At 67.2% G+C, this 17,065-nt stretch carries 12 protein-coding genes; 1 reads left to right on the top strand and 11 read right to left on the bottom strand.

From position 1 onward, the window contains the following. Positions 1–122 precede the first annotated feature (122 nt). Positions 123–500 (bottom strand): DUF4267 domain-containing protein, encoded by a 378-nt coding sequence (locus ACFFGN_RS19690; RefSeq protein ID WP_380049625.1) that lies wholly within the window; start codon positions 498–500, stop codon positions 123–125. A 112-nt stretch (positions 501–612) separates the two neighbouring features. On the opposite strand from ACFFGN_RS19690, the gene ACFFGN_RS19685 reads away from it, so the two are divergent. Continuing rightward, a complete protein-coding gene (locus ACFFGN_RS19685) occupies positions 613–1,194 on the top strand; it encodes a TetR/AcrR family transcriptional regulator (protein WP_380049623.1) in 582 nt (193 codons plus the stop codon). Positions 1,195–2,842: 1,648 nt separating this feature from the next. On the opposite strand, the gene ACFFGN_RS19680 is transcribed toward ACFFGN_RS19685, so the two are convergent. The 10 genes from ACFFGN_RS19680 to ACFFGN_RS19635 all read right to left on the bottom strand — a co-directional run bounded on the left by ACFFGN_RS19680 (position 2,843) and on the right by ACFFGN_RS19635 (position 16,859). Further along, complete coding sequence (locus ACFFGN_RS19680) at positions 2,843–4,039, bottom strand: SGNH/GDSL hydrolase family protein (protein ID WP_380049621.1); 1,197 nt, start codon at positions 4,037–4,039, stop codon at positions 2,843–2,845. Positions 4,040–4,093: 54 nt separating this feature from the next. Further along, positions 4,094–5,725 (bottom strand): carbohydrate-binding protein, encoded by a 1,632-nt coding sequence (locus ACFFGN_RS19675; RefSeq protein ID WP_380049619.1) that lies wholly within the window; start codon positions 5,723–5,725, stop codon positions 4,094–4,096. Continuing rightward, positions 5,722–7,182, bottom strand: coding sequence for a GDSL-type esterase/lipase family protein (locus ACFFGN_RS19670; protein ID WP_380049617.1), 1,461 nt, complete (start codon positions 7,180–7,182; stop codon positions 5,722–5,724). Before ACFFGN_RS19670 ends, ACFFGN_RS19675 begins: the two co-directional genes overlap by 4 nt. 52 nt (positions 7,183–7,234) lie before the next feature. Further along, positions 7,235–9,133: a glycosyl hydrolase 53 family protein gene (locus ACFFGN_RS19665; protein WP_380049615.1), complete on the bottom strand. Its 1,899-nt coding sequence runs from the start codon at positions 9,131–9,133 to the stop codon at positions 7,235–7,237. A gap of 40 nt (positions 9,134–9,173) precedes the next feature. After that, on the bottom strand, positions 9,174–10,688 hold the full coding sequence (locus tag ACFFGN_RS19660; protein ID WP_380049613.1) for an RICIN domain-containing protein: 1,515 nt from the start codon (positions 10,686–10,688) through the stop codon (positions 9,174–9,176). Between the two features lie 83 nt (positions 10,689–10,771). Continuing rightward, positions 10,772–12,070, bottom strand: a complete 1,299-nt coding sequence (locus ACFFGN_RS19655; RefSeq protein ID WP_380049611.1) for an RICIN domain-containing protein — start codon at positions 12,068–12,070, stop codon at positions 10,772–10,774. 70 nt (positions 12,071–12,140) lie between these two features. Beyond that, positions 12,141–13,736 carry a glycosyl hydrolase 53 family protein gene (locus ACFFGN_RS19650; RefSeq protein WP_380049609.1) on the bottom strand — a complete coding sequence of 532 codons (1,596 nt, stop codon included), beginning with the start codon at positions 13,734–13,736 and terminating at the stop codon, positions 12,141–12,143. Positions 13,737–13,748: 12 nt separating this feature from the next. Next, positions 13,749–14,600: a carbohydrate ABC transporter permease gene (locus tag ACFFGN_RS19645; RefSeq protein ID WP_380049607.1), complete on the bottom strand. Its 852-nt coding sequence runs from the start codon at positions 14,598–14,600 to the stop codon at positions 13,749–13,751. Next, positions 14,587–15,510, bottom strand: a complete 924-nt coding sequence (locus ACFFGN_RS19640; RefSeq protein ID WP_380049605.1) for a carbohydrate ABC transporter permease — start codon at positions 15,508–15,510, stop codon at positions 14,587–14,589. Before ACFFGN_RS19640 ends, ACFFGN_RS19645 begins: the two co-directional genes overlap by 14 nt. Then, a complete protein-coding gene (locus ACFFGN_RS19635; RefSeq protein WP_380049603.1) occupies positions 15,510–16,859 on the bottom strand; it encodes an ABC transporter substrate-binding protein in 1,350 nt (449 codons plus the stop codon). Before ACFFGN_RS19635 ends, ACFFGN_RS19640 begins: the two co-directional genes overlap by 1 nt. Positions 16,860–17,065 lie beyond the last annotated feature (206 nt).

Raw genomic sequence — 17,065 nt, 5'->3', positions numbered from 1 at the left:
TAACGGTAGGTATCGGGCTCGCCGCACTTCTTGAGCGAAACTTGAGTGGCCGATGAAGGCCACCGCTGCATCCGCGTTGCGCTCCCCTGTCCTGGGCGCTCTACGTCAAAACCGGCGATCGGCTAGCCGACAAGGAGAAGCAGGCTGATCAGCAGCATTACCGCGGCGGTGGCGCCGTGGACGCCGTACGCGATCGCCTTGGGGCCCTTGCTGCGCAGCACGATCAGCGCGTCGCCCAGCGGAATGCCGGTCGCGACCAGCATGAACCAGCCCAGCAGGTGCGGAGCCGCGCCGGCCAGCAGTACGAAGATAAAGAGCCCTGAGGCGATGTCGCGCACGGCTTTGACGGACAGCCAGGCCTGGAAGTTCGGGTCTTCGGTCCGCGTGCCCGGAATACCGAAACCGGCTGCGGCCTGCGGGACCCACAACGCGCGCGCCCCGATGACGATGATGCCTACGCCGATCAGTCCGGCGAGCACGTTGGCGACGTTGATGAGCATGTTGCTTCCCCTCTTGGGCGAAAGCGCCGGGCGGAAATGCTAGCGGCGCTAGAACTGGTAGCAACGATAGCCATAGCTACGACAGAATGTCTAGCGCTGCTAGAATGTGGTCATGTCCGCTCTCTCCGAACGCCGCGAACGCGAACGTGCCGACCGCCGTCAGCTGATCATCAACGCCGCGCGCGAGCTCGCGGAGACCGAAGGCTGGGAGGCGGTGACTACACGACGCCTGGCCGAACGTGTCGAGTACAGCCAGCCCGTGCTGTACAGCCACTTCAACGGCAAAGACGCCATCGTCAGCGCCGTCGCCCTCGACAGCTTCGTCGAACTGGCCGACCATCTGCGGACTGCGCGGGAGACCGCTCGCAAACGTGGGCAGGCCTTGCGAGCGGTGTGCCGCGCCTATCTGAAGTTCGCGGCCGAGCGGCCGGCGCAGTACCAGGCGATGTTCATCCTGCCCACCGATCTCAAGTTCGCGAGCGCCGAAACGCCCGCGCCGCTGCGGGCCTGCTTCGACGAGTTCGTCAACTGCTTCCCCCCGGAGAACGACCGACGCGAGCTGTTCGCCGAAGTCACCTGGAGCACCCTGCACGGCATGGCCGTACTAGCCGACAGCGGCCGAATCCCCGCCACCCACCAAGAAGAACGCCTCGACTTCCTAGTAACCCAAATAGCCGCCTCCCCCACCCCTTAACAGTGATGAGGCGAGTCCATCGCCCCCACTTCCCCGAGCCTCCCCACCCACGCCCCTGCCCGTCCATCCACCCGCCCGCGTATCCGGCCGTTCGCCTACCCGGCACAGGCCGCTGACTCGGCGCCTCGTTGCCTTGCACCCAGCCTTGGTGAGCCAACAGGCCGGATGCGCGGGTCGCCGCGCCTGGCCGCCGCGCCTGGCCGCCGCGCTTGGCCGCCGCGCTTGGCCGCCGCGCTTGGCCGGACGCCGCAAATCGGCGCAGCACGCCCCATCCCGACCGGCCCCACCCGTCCACGCGAGTAGCCACGAGCACACGCGACCACTCACGCGCACCGCCATCGACGACCTACCGCACGCAAACACGCGTGAACGGGCCACCGCACGTGCACGGGCCACCGCACGCGAACCGGCGTCAACGGACCCCCGCACGCGGACGCGCATGAACGGGCTACCGCGCGTGGACGAGCTACCGCGTGTGGACGGGCGAGGACTTGGTGCGCGAGTACGCACGGCCCTGACGTACCGGCTGGCCGATCACGCCTGACTACCCTCCCGGTTGTCGCCGGTTGGCCTCCATAGGACCATCCCCGCTAAGTCGACGACCCCCTCGCCCTCGCCCCGCCGCCCGACCGCGCCGCCCTTCCGCCCCTCCGTTCCGCCCCACCACCCCTCCGCGCCGCCGTCCGTTCCGCCCCTCCGCGCCGCCGTCCGTTCCGCCCCTCCGCGCCTTCTGTCCGGCCCACATGCCGGCACGCCGCCCGTCGTCCCGTCGCAGGTCGCCGACTTGCCGCGGATCACCTCCTTCGCTTTTCACTTGGGCCCATCTTTAGGAGTCTGCTGGACATTTTTCCGGCCAAACTCTGTCCAGCAGACACCTGAAGATGGGCTACGCATGCCGGAAGATGGGAGCTGGCCACCACGCTTGGCTGCCGCCGTCGCAGGTTCACTCTCCAAGTCGCGAGATGCGGTCCTGCCTTGGGGGAACAGCCTCCTACCAGGGCAAGCGCGAACTCAGCACGGGAAGCGGGAGCTAGCAGGGGAAGTAGTGGCCTGGCAGGTTTAACCCTTGCCAGGAAGCCGTTTGGGGTGCCCGGCTCCCGCAAGGTGTCCCCAGTACGGCAGATCCGGCACGCCAGGTGTCCAGTGCGGCGGCTGCGGCGCCCGACGACCCGGGTCAGCGGGTCCGGCGCGCGATGTCCCAGGTCAGTGGGTCCGGCGCGCGACGTCCCAGGTCAGTGGGTCCGGTACGCGGGACGTCCCGGTGGGGCGGCTTCGGGGCGCCAGGGCCAGCGCGGCGATGGGCGGGCGTCAGGTGTGACGGCCGGGCGGGTTGGTGCCATGGGTGGGATGTGGGTGGCCGGATGAGGGCTGGCGTTGGTTCGGTCCGCTTGGACCGTCGCCGGGGTCCTCGCATCATCGGTTACCTGGCGTACGGCGTCTGGCGGGATCTGGTCCGTACGGCGCCGGGCGGGGGTCTTGTCCGTACGGCGCGGGGTGGGCCATTGGAGTCGGAAACTCCCTGCCGGGCGACGTCCGGGGTGCGCTGGCGGCGGGCCTGGACGCCGCACTCCTGGATCGCCACGATGCCCATGTCAACGAAGACGTGAAGCGTGTCCAGTCCCTCGACGAACTGACCTTCGGTCCGTGGTCAGGGTTGCAGCAGTGCGGCGATGAGGGTGGGTAGGTAGAAGGCGGAGATGCCGGCGAGGTTGGGGTGGGTGCCGGTGCCGCCCGTGCCGGGATAGCCGTTGACGAGGCCGTCGAAGGTGAAGGCGGCTCGATGGCTGTCGATCCGGGTGTCGAGGGACGTACCGTTGAAGATGTCCGCGACCTTCACGCCCCACTTGCCGCAGATCCGCAGAGTGGCTTCGCGGATCGCCAGCTGGGTTTCCCAGTCGCGCGAGCCAAGCTTGTGTACGGCGACGTAGATGATCCGGGTGTTCGGCCACTTGGCACGCATCGCGGAGAGCGTGGTTTCGAGTGATCCGGCGTAGGTGGAGTTGTCGAAGGCGGCGGGATCGAAGCCGCGAGCCACCGTGCCGAGCTCGTACCGCTTGGTGAAGAGGTGCTCGGCGTCGTTCGTGCCGCCGTTGAACACCACCTGGTCCGGCGCGATCGCGGCCGCACTGCGTACCTGGGTGACGATCTGGCCGCCCGTGGTGCCGGCCGGGCCGACCGTCGCGCCGTTTCGCGCGTACTTGGTCAGGGTCAGGAGTTCGCGTTCAGCCGCGAGGTTCACAAAACCGCGCTGGTACGAATGGCCCTGGACGATGCTGTCACCGAAGGCGTAGACGGTCTTGTTCTTCAGCCGTCCGTTCACCGGGTTGACCGGTTTGGTGAGGCGGAAGTTGTCGATGGACTGCACGCCGGTGCCGAAGTAGTTGCAGGTGACAAGCTTCGCGAGGTTCTTGCCCGCGATACTCGCCGTACCGGACGCGATGACGGTCATGGCGGTTTCCCTGCTGGCGATCAGGTACTGCACCCGCCGCAAGGTGAAGTCGAGATGCAGGTTCACCGTGTACCACTTGGCACGATCGAACCCGACCTCGGTCCAGACCGGGTGGAGCGACTCCGGCGCGCAGGTCGACTCGGACGCCGGACCGGTCACGCCGTACCGGAAGTGGGTGCCCGTTCCGGCCAGGGCGAAAACGAGATTGCCACGGTCGTCGCGCAGCTCGATGCCCGCCTGGTGGCCGCTGATGGCGACGCCGGTTCTCCAGTCGAAGGTCAGGTCGAGCGTCTTCGCCTGTTCGACACCGTCCGCGAATCCTTTGATTGAGGTGGTGTAGTTGCCCATCCCCCTCGTGACGTTCCGGACGCCGCTACTCACCTCGGCCACACGCATGCGAACTCCTTTTGATCAGGGCCCCGGCGCGGGACACGCCGGGGCCCTGCGCTTCTACTTCAGGTACGCGGAAAGCGGGATTCGCTGGTCGCGCACCGCCTTGCTGACCACACCGGCGATCTGCCGGGCGCCGGACACATCGAAGTGCGTGTGGTCGTTGCAGAAGAACGCGCCGACCGGACCGGATCCCCAGTCACCGTTGAACGGGCAGAACCTGAGCGTGTTGTAGAGCGTGTAGCTCAGCCGGTGCAGGTCGATCACGGGCACCTGGCTGGTGCCGGCGGCCTGGGTGGTCTCGGTGAGGAACCCGCGGTTGCCCACCGCCGTACTGCCCGAACAGCGCAGCGCGGCAACCGGCGTCAGGAAGACCGGATGAGCGCCGCGTGCCTTGGCCGCGCTGGCCATCATGCCGAGCAGTTCCCGGTACCGCGCCGACCCCACGTGCCGCGGGCAGGTGCTGGAACCGTCGTTGATGCCGAACTGGATGAACAGGTAGTCGCCGGGCTTCATGCCGTTGGCCGAGTCGAGCATCGCTCGCCAGCGGTCGGAGTAGCCGCCCGGACCGATGATGCACTCACCGGCGGAGTTCTTGTTGCTCGTGACGTTCGGGTCGTAGAGCCAGGTCTGAATGCTTCTTCCACCAACAGCGCTGTTCTTCACGGTCACGTTGCCGTTGAAGTACTGCGCGAACTGGTGGCCCCAACCGACCGGGCAACTCGCTCCCCCCGAGGGGTTCGCCATGGTGGAGTCGCCGGCCAGCCAGATCGTGATGCGGGGTTGCGTCGGCGGAGTGGTGGGCGGAGTCGTCGGTGGATCACATGGCGTCGGGTTGGGTTCCAGCACCATGTCCAGGTAGTCGATGTTCGGCAGGCCGCTGGCGGTGGTCGGGTTGAACCGCACGGTGTTACTACCGGCGTTCAGCGGCACCGCCACGGTCTTGCTGGACCACGTCGACCAGGCCCCGGTGCTCTCGAACGTTGCCGACTGCACCTTTAGGCCGTTCACCACAACATCGGCCGGCCGTGCCGTCGTACCGTTGGCGAACCGGACCGACAGCGTGACCGAACCCGCCCCCGTTGCGTTCACGACGAACTGGGCCGCCGCGCCGATCGCGTTGTCGCCGTTGCAGAAGCCGGTGCCGGAGAAGCCCGCGTAGTTCGAGTCGATCGTGCCGTCGCAGGTCGCCGGTGACGCCTCGGCTTCCGACCGGGACAACGCCGCCGCGTCGAACTCGGCGTAGTCCAGGTTGGGTAGGCCGTCGGCCGCGACCGGGCTGAACCGCACGGTGCTCGTGCCGGAGTTCAACGACAGGGTCACCGTCGTCGTCTTCCAGGTGGTCCAACCACCGGTGGTCTCGAATGCCGCCGTCGAAACCTTTGCACCGTTGACAAGAACGTCGGCGGCGCGCGTTGCCGCGGTACCGTTCGCGAATCGGATCGCGAGCTTCACCGTTCCGGCCGTCGAGCTGTCAACGGCGAACTGTGCGGCCGCGCCAACGGCGTTCCTGCCGTCGCAATACCCGCTGCCGGAGTAGCCGGTATGTGCGGACGCGATCACGCCGTCACACGTGGCCGGAGCCAGCTCGGCCTCGTACCGGGTCGGAGCCGCCGTCGCGACGATCGCGGTGAACACGGTCGCCGCGACGGCCAGAATCGCGGCGGATACCGCGGCCGGACGGAGATTCATCGGTCCGACCCGTGCTCGTTCGCCCAGTCGGACGCCACCTTCGCGGCCGCCGGGAGATACGGGCTGACGATCGGGGCCAGCCGCTGGGCGATCTTGCGGTGACCGGCGTCGCTGGGATGCACGCTGTCGACCATGTCGGTGGACGTGTTGATCCAGCCCGTGGTCTCAACAAAGCGGACCTTGGTGTCTCCGGCGGAGGTACGAGCGGCGACGGCGTTGCGCGTCTCCGTTACGTACCGGTTCCGGAAGGTCTGCAGTGCGAAGATCTGCGCACCGGGATACGCGCGGCGAACCCGCTCGAGCATGACGATGTAACCCTGCTGGAACTGCGGCCCGGTCACGCTGTGGCCGACGTCGTTGGTGCCGAGGTTGATCACCACCGCGTTCGCCTGATACGTCGAGAAGTTCCAGTCGTCCGTGGTCGATCGCGACGTCGAACGGCGGAAGAAGTCCATCATTCCGACGCAGTTCTGGCTGACCAGGCACGCGCCGCCTTCTGCCACCTGGGTATGGCCGGCTCCGAGCGCCTCGCCGGTGAGCCACCCGTACGCGCTGAACGGCCGGTCGGCATTCGGCTGGCCGACCGTGATCGAGTCACCGATGAACTCGACGATGTTCCGCGCCCTCGTGACCGGCGCCGTCTGCGTTCCGCTGGGCAGGATCAGGCCGCCGAAGACCGGGTCGCCGTTGTACGAGCCGGCCCGCTCGCGATAGCCGATCCGGACGGTGTGCGAGGTGTTCGACAGTCCGGTCGCGAGCGTGACGTTGCCGGAGACGTTCCGGCGCCACCGCAGGGCTCCCCCGTCGATCGAGTAGAACAAGTCGATCGCGTTGCGCTGCCGTACGCCGATGGAGGTCCCGGTGAAGCGCGCGTCGACGTAACCGCCGGCCCAGCCCATGGAGTAGTACGACGTATTCGACCGGTTCCATCGGCCGTAGTACTGCAGGTTCGGGTCGCTCGGCAGGCCCGTGCCGGTGGTTCCGCTACCGCCCACCTCGAAGTCGAGGTAGTCGATGTTGGGTAGGCCGTCGGCCGTGGTCGGGCTGAGCCGGATCGTGTTGCTGCCCGCGTTGACCGAAACCGTCAGGACCTTCGTCGTCCAGGTCGACCAGGCACCGGTCCCGGCGAACGACGTCGTGGTTGCCCTCGCACCATTCACGAGCACGTCCGCGGACCGGGCGGCCGTCGTACCGCTGGCGTATCGCACACCCACTGTCGCCGTACCCGCAGCGGCGGCGTTGACGGTGAACTGTGCCGCCGCGCCGACCGCGTTGCTGCCGTTGCAGAAGCCGGTCCCGGAATAGCCCGAGTGGTTGGTATCGATCGTGCCGCTACAGGTTGCCGGCGCGGTCTCGGCCTCGTACCGAACTGGGGCGGCCAGCGCGGTCGAGGTCGGCATCAGGCCGACCAGCCCGGCGAGGGCGGTCGATACTAGGAGGGCGGATCTGAGTTTCATCGTCGGTCTCCGTGGTGTGCTTGGGGGCGGTTTGCACTTCCTGCGGGGCGAGCTACTTGCGATCGACCACGTCGATAACGGCCTTCACCGGTCCCCTACTGGTCGTCCCGGTGATGGTGACCTGGCCGGGGGCGTCGGTCGCTCCAGGTGGTAATGCCTGCCACGTGACCGGGACCGGGGCGATCCGTTTGGTCGCGGTGGTCAGCACTTGGATGGTGCTCGGCAGCACCGGCGCCGTGCGCACAACAGTGGCGGCGTAGACGGTGTCTTGCAGGATGTGCTTGGCCCGGCTGAGGTTGTACACGTCGATCGACGCGTGTGGTTCCCAGGTGTTCGGCAGGTTGGGCACGGCCCGGAACATCGTCTGCCAGCCGGCCGGTTCCCACGTCAGTACGCCGGTCCCCTGGTTGTCGACCACGTCGTTCGCCGCCTGGAAGACCCGCTGGATGGCGTCGGCCTGTCCCTGGATCGTGCGCGGGAACGGCGAGTTCGGCATCGGCGCGCCGTTGCCACCGGACGCCGGGTAGGACGTTTCAGCGACGTCGAGCTCGTAGCCGGGATACGTGGTGGCCATCGTGTGCAGGTTGACGTCCAGTGCTTCCGGCGTGCCATGCCACTCCGGGTAGTACGAGATCGCCAGCACGTCGGGGTTCTGCCCCTTGGCCTTGACCCGGGTGAGGAACTGGTGCCAGAACTCCATCGTCTTGGCCAGCCGGCCGGTACCGACGATGACGTGGATCTCGACCTTGGATCGTGGCGACGCGTCGCGCACCGCCTTGATACCGGCCGCGGCCAGCGTGGTGAACCGGTCCCACGCCTCGTTGTACAACCGCTGCTCGACCGGATCCGTCGAGCCCCAGTACTTCCACAGCAGGCCGCCACCGGGCTTGGACTGATAGACCGACGCCTGGTTGACGAAGTACGGCGGGGCCGTCGTACCGATCATGGCGGCCTCGCTGCCGTACATGAAGCCGTTGATGATCTCGTTGCCGACAGCAACCTTCGCCGGGACGGTGCCCTGCGCGGCCAGTTTGCGCAGGTAGTCGGCGGTGAAGCTGTACACCGAGCGGGTCAACTGGTCGAACTCGAGCTCGGCCCAGGCCCGCGGCTTCGGCTGCTTGCTCGGGTCCGCCCAGGAGTCGGAGTAGTGGAAGTCGATCCCGAGGCCCATGCCCCGTTCCTTGATCCACCGGGCAGACTGCAGCGAACGCTCCGGCCCTTGACGCGGAATGGCCGTCGGCTCCCCCGTGCTCTCGCTGCGCGGCTCGTTCCAGATCCGCAGCCGGGAGTGCTGCGTACCGCGGTCCTTCATCACGTCCAGCAGGTGTGGCCCGGCGCCACGGTCTGCCTCCAGCGGGTTCACCCAGTACTCGCGGGTCTGGTAGTCGTCCACCCAGGACAGGTCGGCGCCGAGTACGAGATCGTCGCGCAGGTAGTTCAGCACCTCGAGCTCGCTCACCCCGGCGCGGCCAGGCGATCCGGCGATAGTGAGCCGTACGAAGCGCGTGCCCGGGCGGGTGAACAGGTGTACGGCGCCACGCGCGCGAACGCTGTTCTGCGACTGGTCGGCGATCTTGGACCACCGGCGCCCGTTCGACGATGCCTCGACGACGTACCGAGTGACCGCGACCGGTTCGGCGAAGACCACCCGCACCTTGCGCAGGTTGTCGTACGCGCCGCCGAGGTCGACGGTCAGGCGCTGCGGGCCGCTCTTGGTCGCCAGCCAGGACGTCGAGGGATTGCCGTCGATGGCGAGCCGGGCGGTGGACGAGCCGCTGGTGGCCGTGGCCGAGGCCCAGAACTTGGTGGCGATGTTGCTTTCGATCGGCTTGATGTCCGCGGTGCCGAAGATGGCGTGGGCCGGCGTAGGCGCTGTCTGGGTCAGCGCGGCCGCCACGGTCGCGAGCGCGGTCAGACCCGCGGCGAGGCGCCGCCTATGGCTCGTGCTCATGTTTCCTCCTGAGACGAATGGCTCGGAAAGACCGCGTGGCTCAGCCCCATCGCTGCAGCAGACGGTCGTACTCGGCTTGGGTGACGGGCAGCACGGTTCCGTGCCGCGGCCGGCCGGGCATGGTGTAGCTGGACACCGGCGACCATTGCCGGGCGTTCAGGTCGGTGGTGGTGAACGGCACGTAACCGCGGCCGCCGTACTCGTCGATGAACATGTACCAGCGCTCGGCCGTGTTCGACTTGAAGACCAGCGGGCCCTCGCCCTGCCGGACCGAGTTGTTGCCGATGCACTCGGCAACAAACGCGTAGTTGCGGTTGAGAATGGTCGTCGACTTCTCGCCGAGAATGAACTTGCCGCACGCCGACTGCGACGAACTGCGCTCGTCCTTCGTGAAGCGGTAGTAGGTCCCGTTGTGCTTGATGAGCGTCGAGTCGATCGTGGAATAGCCCTTGTCGACCCAGACCTGCGGAGCGCTGAAAGTGCGGAAGTCCGAGGTTGTCGCGTACATCATCCGGTTGTAGGTGGTACCGGTGTGGTTCGGGTCGCTGGCGGCGTACAGCTTGGAGGCCCAGAACACGACGTACTGGCCGAGGCTCTCGTCGTAGTACGCCTCGGGTGCCCAGGTGTTGCCGGCTGTGTCCGGCGAGACGCGGGCCAGGCGCGGCGCGCTCCAGGTCACCAGGTCGGTCGATTCCCAGACCACGATCGACTTGCTGCCGGTGCGCTGGACCTGATCCCAGTTGCCGTTGCCGTACATCCGCAGGTCGGTGGCGATCTGGTAGAACTTGTCGCCGCGCGGTGAGCGGATGATGAACGGATCCCGTACGCCGCGCGCGCCCACCGATGAGGTCAGCACGGGCCGTCCGCCGTTGAGCTGGCGCCAGCGGGTCGGGTCGTTGCCCTGGCTGAGCGCGAAGTACACCTGCTCACCCGCGGAGGTGTTCTCACCGGTGAAGTGGGAGAACAGATACCCGGCATACGTCGGGACCGGTGCCGCGTCGACCCGGACCAGTAGCCACTGCTGGTTGACCGAGCCGGTGTCGGTGTACTGCGCGATCCGCGCGCCGTCGGCGGTGGACCGCTCCCAGACGTCGGCGGCCTTACCGCTGTTGCGATTCACCAGCTTGACGTATCCGCTGTCGGTGTCGGCAACCCGGAACTGCTGGCTGACGCGGCCGTTGTCGGTCCACTGAACCACGTCCGCGCCATTGGCCGTCGAGGCCGAGGCGATGTCCAGCACCTTGCCACTGTGGCGGGCGCGGATCTTGTGATACCCGTCGCCCGCGTCGACGAACTGGAACTGCTGGCTGGCCTGCGCGGCGCGGGTCCGCTGCTGGGCGACGGCGCCATCGGCGGTCGACTGGCCGGCTATCTCGATCGCTTTGCCGCTGTGCCGCGATACGAGCTGGTAGAACGCCGTCGGGTCGATCACGGCGGCGCTGGCCGACGGCCCGGTGACCAGCGCGAGGGCGCTCGCGATCAGCGCACCGACGAGGACCAAGGCGGTACGGCGGAAACGCCGCGAAGAGGTCGAATCGAAGCAGGACTGTGTCATCGGAACCGTCCAGGTAGGAACGAAAGAGGACGCCGGGGCACCGCTCGCCTGGTGACCAAGCGGTGCCCCGACGCGTATGGGGGTCAGACGCGACGGCGGGCGAAGCGCTGGTTGGGGTTGCCGTTGTAGGCGTACAGGGCGATGCGGGCGCCATCGGCGGTCGAACGCTCCCAGACGTCCATGGCCAGACCGGACGCGCGGTTCACGATGCTCACCACGTCACTGCCGTGACTGACCAAGCGCCACTGCTGGTTGGCGGCGGTGCTGCCGGCCTGCTGGACGACGTCCGAGCCGCTCGCGGCACCGGCGGACTGGAGGAACAAGCCGCTGTGCCGGGCCTTGATCCGGAAGTGGCCGTCACCGGCGTCGACGAACTCGAACTGCTGGTTCGCACCGCTGGTGGTGCTCCGCTGGACAAGCCGTGCACCGGCAGCCGTGGAGGACCCGTCGACGTCAGCCGACTTGTTGCTGTGCTGGGCTATCAGGCTGTACGCGCCCGGACCGGGCTGCGTGTCACCCAGGCGGGCTTCCCACCTGGTGTTGGATCCGGCCGCGTCGGCAGGCAGGCGATCCCGTGCCGCGGTGTCGCCGTACATGGTCCAGCGGGCCCAGTCGACCACCGTGCGCGGGAAGCGCTGGTCGCTCCAGAAGCTGGTGTGGCTGCCGCCCACGAAGGTGAGGAACGCCTTCGGCCAGGTGATCTCGGTGTACGCCTGCCGGGCCGAGCTGTACGACGTGGTGCTGTCCCGGTCGCCGTGCACGAACAGGACCTTGGCGTTGACCGAGCTGGACGGGTTGCCCATGTCCACGCAGGACTGCGGGTTGGCCGAGATGACCCGGCTGTCCGGCCACGAGGTCAGCAGGCCGTGCGTGACCATACCGCCGAGGGAGTGGCCCGAGATGCCGACGCCGATACCGGTGTTGATGTGTCCGGCCAGCGGCCCGCTCGAGTTCAGCGCGAGCGTGTTGGTGAGGATCTGCGAGACGTCCTTGGAGGTGTTGCCGTTGTTGACGTCACCGAAGCTGTGGTTGAAGTGCGGGGCGGGTACGACGAACCCGGCCGAGGCCAATGCCCGGATGATGAACAGCGAACCCTGCGGGCTGCTACCGAAACCGTGGGTGAAGTTGTAGATCGGGAAGACCCCGGCGGCGACCGGGGCGTCCGTCACCGGGTTACCGCCGGCGGTACCGGTGGCCGGGTAGTACACGTAGGTGGTGCAGGGCCGGCCGTTGCGGGTCCAGTTGTAACGGCGCACGCCGACCGCGAACGGCGTCGTCGGCGACGAGTCCAGCGACCCGAAGGACGCGAACGCCTGCTGCGCGCCGAGCAGGCTCAGACCCGTTCCGGCCGCGCTCAACTTGAGGAAGGTACGTCGTTCCATGGACATAGGTGACTCCTTGGATGCAGAGATGGGGCGGGGCATTTCACAGGGGCTCAGTGGGTGCGGGGCGTCAGGGCAGCCAGCGGATGTTGGGATTGATCCGGCCGGTGCGGTCGAAGACGGCCTGGTTCTCCCAGCCGTTGCCGGAGTTGTTGATGTCGGCCGGGTCCCAGCCGTTACCGGGTACTGCGTGCCAGCTGGGCTCCCAGTAGAAGACGCCACTCGCGCCGGCGTTGCGGGAGGTGTTCTGCACGGCGGCGAAGTTCGACTGCTGGCCGGCAGGCGTGGCCGAGTAGCCGGCGCAAGGCTGCGACGAGGTGATGATGTTGCCGGTCTGGTCGTAGTTGGCCGTGGTGAACGGATAGGCGGTCTCGGCGAGAATGACCGGCTTGCCGTACCGCGTCTTCATGTCGGAGACGACACTGGCCATGCCGGACAGGCTGCCGTGCCAGTAGCAGTAGTAGGACAGCGCGGTCACGTCCCACTGGACGCCCTGGGACCGGATGCCGTCGTAGAACCAGCGGGCGCCGCTCTCGACTCGCGCGGTGTGAATGACCACCTGCGTGCCAGGGTTGCACGCCTTGGTGGCGTTGTAGCCGGCCTTGAGCAGCAGACCGAGGTTGGTGAAGTTGCTGTTGTTCACCGCGCCCTCGGGCCAGAGCATGCCGGTGTTGATCTCGTTGCCGATCTGCACGCTGTCCGGCGTGGTGCCCTGCGCCTTGAGGCTGTTGCACACGTCGTAGGTGTAGTTGTAGACGTCGGTCTGCAGCTGGCCGATTCCGTGATTGGCCCACGCGGCGGGCTTGTACTGCTTGCCCGGATCCGCCCAGGTGTCGGAGTAATGGAAGTCGACCATCAGCTTCAGGCCCTTGGCCTTGACCGTGCGCGCGTATTCGAGCACCTTCGCCTTGTTGTTGGTGCCGCTGCGCGGGTTGTTCCAGATCCGCAGCCGGATGTAGTTGACGCCGGCGGCCTTGAGAATGTCCAGCGCGTCGCCCTGGGTGCCGTTGGCGTAGTAGTACTTCGCGCCGAGCTCGTTGGCACGTTGCAGGGTCGAGACGTCCGCGCCGCGCATGATCGTGTCGCTGCCCGGGTCGCCGGTCGTGACCTCGAGATAGTCGATGTTGCCGAGGCCGGCGGCGGTCGTCGCGGCCAGCCGTACGGTGTTGGACCCGGCGTTCAGCTGTACGGTCAGGCTCTTGGTCGCCCAGGTGGACCAGCTGCTGGTGGCCGCGAAGGCCGACGCGGCCTGTACCACCGAACCGTTGACACTCACGTCCGCCGGACGGTTGGTGCCGCTGCCGTTGGCGTACCGGAAGGCCAGGGTCGCCGTACCCGCGGCGGTTGCGTTCACCGTGAAGGTGACCGCGCTGCCGACGGCGTTGGAGGAATCGCAGAACCCGGAGCCGGAGAAGCCGGAGTGGTTCGAGGCGACGGCGCCGCCGCAGACGGCAGGTGCCGACTCCGCCTCGTACCGGCTCGTTGCGGCAACCGCGTTCGTCGCGTCGACGGCATCGGCGATGTTGGCGGCGTTGGCGGCGCGCGGGTACGCCGAGACGCCGGCGTCTCGGCCGGTGAGGCTGGACGCCGCTCCGGCGGGAGCGGTCAGCAGGGCGGTCGAGAGGGCGGTGGCCGTCAAGACGGCCGCGACTTTCCCATGCTTCATAGCAACCTCCACTTATCCTTTGATTCCGGACGCGACGACGCTCCGGATGAAGTACCGCTGGGCGAACAGGAAGATCAGCAGGACCGGAATGGTGTAGAGCGCGGCCCCGGCGGCCTGCACCGTCGGGATCGCGTTGCCACGCGGATCGCGGTACCAGGAGGTGATCGCGACCGACAGCGTGGTGTGATCCACGTCCAGCAACAGCGCGGGAGCGATGAAGTCGCCCCAGGTCCAGGTGAACGACAGCAGGAACGACGTGATCAGCGCGGGCCACGACAACGGCAGGAAGATCCGGCCGAAGATCCGGGCCCACCCGCAGCCGTCCATGATGGCCGCATCCTCCAGCTCCCGCGGGATCGCCGCGAAGAACTGCCGGAACAGGAACACCAGGTACGGCGAGGCCCCGAGCCCCCACAGGACCCACGGCCAGTACGTGTTGACCAAACCGATCCGGGCGAACAACACGTACGTCGGCAACAGCGTCAAGATCTGCGGCAACATCATGGTCGACAGCACCACCAGGAACAGCGCGTGTTTTCCCCGTCCACGCAGCCGGGCGAACCCGAAGCCGACGAGCGCGCTGGTCGCGGTGACAAGCAGGGCGTACATGGTGGACAGGAATAGCGAGTTGGCCGTGTACGCCGCGAAGTTGATATCGGTCAGAGCACGACTGAAGTTGTCCCACTGTGCGTGTTCCGGCAGGATCCGGGCCGGTATCGACGCCCACTCCTCGCGAGACTTCAGCGCGGCGAGCAGCAGCCAGCCGATCGGCCCGGCGAACAGCATCGCCAGCACCAGCAGCAGGACGTAAAGCCCGGCGGTGCTCGGCTGGAACCGGCTGCGAACTCGTCTAGTGCCGGCCATCGTTGTCCACCTCGTAGTAGACCCAAAGGCGGCTCGATCGCTGCACCAGCAGGGTGATCGCCAGAATCACGATGAAGAACACCCACAACATCGCCGAGCCGTAGCCGAACCGGTTCGACTGGAAGAACTCCTCGTACACCTGAACCATGTACAAGTGCGTGCCACGCGGCACCTGGCCCACGCCCGCGATGCTGTTCGTTTCAGCGAGCAGCAAGGGCTGCACGATGATCTGGAACGAGGCGATCACGCCGGTGACCACCTGGAAGAACAACACCGGCGAGATCATCGGCACGGTGACATGCCGGAAGACCCGCCACCGGCTGGCGCCATCCACGACCGCGGCTTCCTCGAGCTCCGCCGGCACGCCTTGCAGCGCGGCAAGCATGATCACCATGCCACCGCCCAGTCCCCACAGGGACACCACCACAAGCGCGTAGAACGCCATCGGGTCGACCAGCCAGGTGATGGAGTCGATGCCTGCCACCGCGAGTACGCCGTTCAGCAGACCGGCGTCGCGGTTGAACACCAGCTTCCACATGATCGCCATCGCCACCACCGGCACCACCGACGGCAGGAAGAAGAGCGTGCGCCACAGCCCAACCGCCTTCAGCCGGCGGTTCAGCAGCACGGCTAGGCCGAGCGCGCCGGCCACGCTGAGCGGTACCACGATCGCGGTGAAACCCAGCGTGCGCAGCAGCGCCGCCCAGGCGTCCGAGTCGTGGAACAGCTCGACGTAGTTGCGCATCCCGACCCAGCGCCAGCGCGGCGAGCTGCCGTCGAAGTTGGTCAGGCTCATCCCGAACGCATAAGCGAGCGGGACCGCGGTCAGCAGCAGGAACCCGGCCACCCAGGGCGAGACGAAGAAGTAGAAGGTGCGGTTGGAGTATCGCGACCAGCTGCGTGCCGCCATCAGCCGATCTGCTCTTTGCCCTTTATGAGCTCCTGATTGAGCTCATCGGTGATCGCGCGGCAACTGTCCTCCACCGTCGCCTGACCCTTGATCGCGCGCTGGATGTGCTTGTCGACCGTGCTGTTGCACTTGTCCGCGGTGATGTACGGCGAATCCGGCAGGGGTGCCGCGTACTTCAGCTCGTTCTGGGCCACCTGGAAGGCCTGCTTCTGGTACGGAAGTTCCTGCGGCAGCTTCGGCATCAACGACTTCAGGGCGGGCATACCCCAGCCGCTCATGGCCCGTTCCTCGGCGGGCGGACCGGCCATGAAGAACTCCATCAACTTCCAGGCCTCGTCCTTGTGCTTGGCCTTCTCCGGGATGTAGGCACCGACTCCGGCGTACGTCGGACTGACCCGCTGGTCCCCCATCACCGGCGCGGGCGCCATCGCGATGCTGCCCTGCAGGGCCTTCTCCGTGACGAAGTTCCCGCCGTACCAGTAGCCGTCCTGGGTGATGGCCATCCGCTTCGCGAGGAACGTGGACAGGTCGGCGCCGTCGGGCAGCGGGTCCAGCGAGGTGGGCCCGACGCCGGCGCGGCCGAAGTCGACGTACCAGCCGATCGCGCGCCGGGCCGCCGGCGTGGTCAGGTCGACCTTGGCGAGGTCGTCGCTGTACACCTTCTCGCCCTGCTGCAGGATCATCGTCATGATCGGCGCCCAGAGACTCCAGGCCCACTCCAGGCCGAGACCGTAGACCTTGGCCTTGCCGCCGCTGCGCACGGTCAGTTTCTTGCCGATGGCAAGCAGTTCGTCGTAGCCGACCGGCTCGGTCGCGCTCAGGTGCGGCACCTTGGCCTGATCGAACAGCGCCGTGTTGTACCAGAGGGTGGCGTCCTGGCTCCAGTCCTTGACGATGCCGTAGTAGGGGCCCTGGCCGATCTTGCTGCCGTCCCAGCGGAAGCTGTCGTTCACGCCGAGCAGGTCGTCGGCGCGCAGCACCTGGCTCTTCTCCAGGTACGGCGTCAGGTCCGCCGCCAGCCCGCGGGCGTTGGTGTTCGCGCTGCCGACGGCGCTGGCCCGGACCAGGTCGGGCGGGTTGCCCGAGGCAAGCATCGCGTTCAGCCGGGTGGCATCGGCTTGAATGAACTCGATCCGGATGCCGGGATTGGCCTGCTCGAAGGCCGCGATGTGGTCCTTGGTCAGCTCGTTGTTGTTGTACATCACGGTCAGCTTCACGATTCCGCCGGCCCCACCGCCCTGCGAGGTGCCGGAGGTGCCCGCGTTGCAGCCGGTCAGCCCGGTAGCGACGCCACCCGCAGCCAGTGCGGATCCGGCCAGAAACCGGCGTCGCGAAATCCGAGCATTCATCCCGACCTCCAGGGGCGGGCCGGCGGAATTCGCCGGCCGAAAGTTTGTTGGGAACGTTCACAGTTTTGAGCTGCGTCAACTAGGTGTCAATAGCTCGGATTTCGTTATTTTGTTGCCGAAATCCGGCTCTACTGACCGTGTGCGCGTTCCCAGAACGTAGCGCGACAACACTGAATTCGCACTTGACGGATGTTGACAACACGCGG

Source organism: Kribbella deserti, assembly GCF_042434725.1.
In the GTDB taxonomy this organism is placed as follows: domain Bacteria; phylum Actinomycetota; class Actinomycetes; order Propionibacteriales; family Kribbellaceae; genus Kribbella; species Kribbella deserti.
The sequence above is the reverse complement of the archived record's forward strand: the minus strand, read 5'-3'. Positions and strand labels throughout refer to the sequence as shown.

Excerpts from the sequence above, each read along its gene's own strand:
- ACFFGN_RS19690 (WP_380049625.1), bottom strand. The coding sequence starts at position 500 with ATGCTCATCAACGTCGCCAACGTGCTCGCCGGACTGATCGGCGTAGGC.
- ACFFGN_RS19685 (WP_380049623.1), top strand. The coding sequence starts at position 613 with ATGTCCGCTCTCTCCGAACGCCGCGAACGCGAACGTGCCGACCGCCGT.
- ACFFGN_RS19680 (WP_380049621.1), bottom strand. The coding sequence starts at position 4,039 with ATGCGTGTGGCCGAGGTGAGTAGCGGCGTCCGGAACGTCACGAGGGGG.
- ACFFGN_RS19675 (WP_380049619.1), bottom strand. The coding sequence starts at position 5,725 with ATGAATCTCCGTCCGGCCGCGGTATCCGCCGCGATTCTGGCCGTCGCG.
- ACFFGN_RS19670 (WP_380049617.1), bottom strand. The coding sequence starts at position 7,182 with ATGAAACTCAGATCCGCCCTCCTAGTATCGACCGCCCTCGCCGGGCTG.
- ACFFGN_RS19665 (WP_380049615.1), bottom strand. The coding sequence starts at position 9,133 with ATGAGCACGAGCCATAGGCGGCGCCTCGCCGCGGGTCTGACCGCGCTC.
- ACFFGN_RS19660 (WP_380049613.1), bottom strand. The coding sequence starts at position 10,688 with ATGACACAGTCCTGCTTCGATTCGACCTCTTCGCGGCGTTTCCGCCGT.
- ACFFGN_RS19655 (WP_380049611.1), bottom strand. The coding sequence starts at position 12,070 with ATGGAACGACGTACCTTCCTCAAGTTGAGCGCGGCCGGAACGGGTCTG.
- ACFFGN_RS19650 (WP_380049609.1), bottom strand. The coding sequence starts at position 13,736 with ATGAAGCATGGGAAAGTCGCGGCCGTCTTGACGGCCACCGCCCTCTCG.
- ACFFGN_RS19645 (WP_380049607.1), bottom strand. The coding sequence starts at position 14,600 with ATGGCCGGCACTAGACGAGTTCGCAGCCGGTTCCAGCCGAGCACCGCC.
- ACFFGN_RS19640 (WP_380049605.1), bottom strand. The coding sequence starts at position 15,510 with ATGGCGGCACGCAGCTGGTCGCGATACTCCAACCGCACCTTCTACTTC.
- ACFFGN_RS19635 (WP_380049603.1), bottom strand. The coding sequence starts at position 16,859 with ATGAATGCTCGGATTTCGCGACGCCGGTTTCTGGCCGGATCCGCACTG.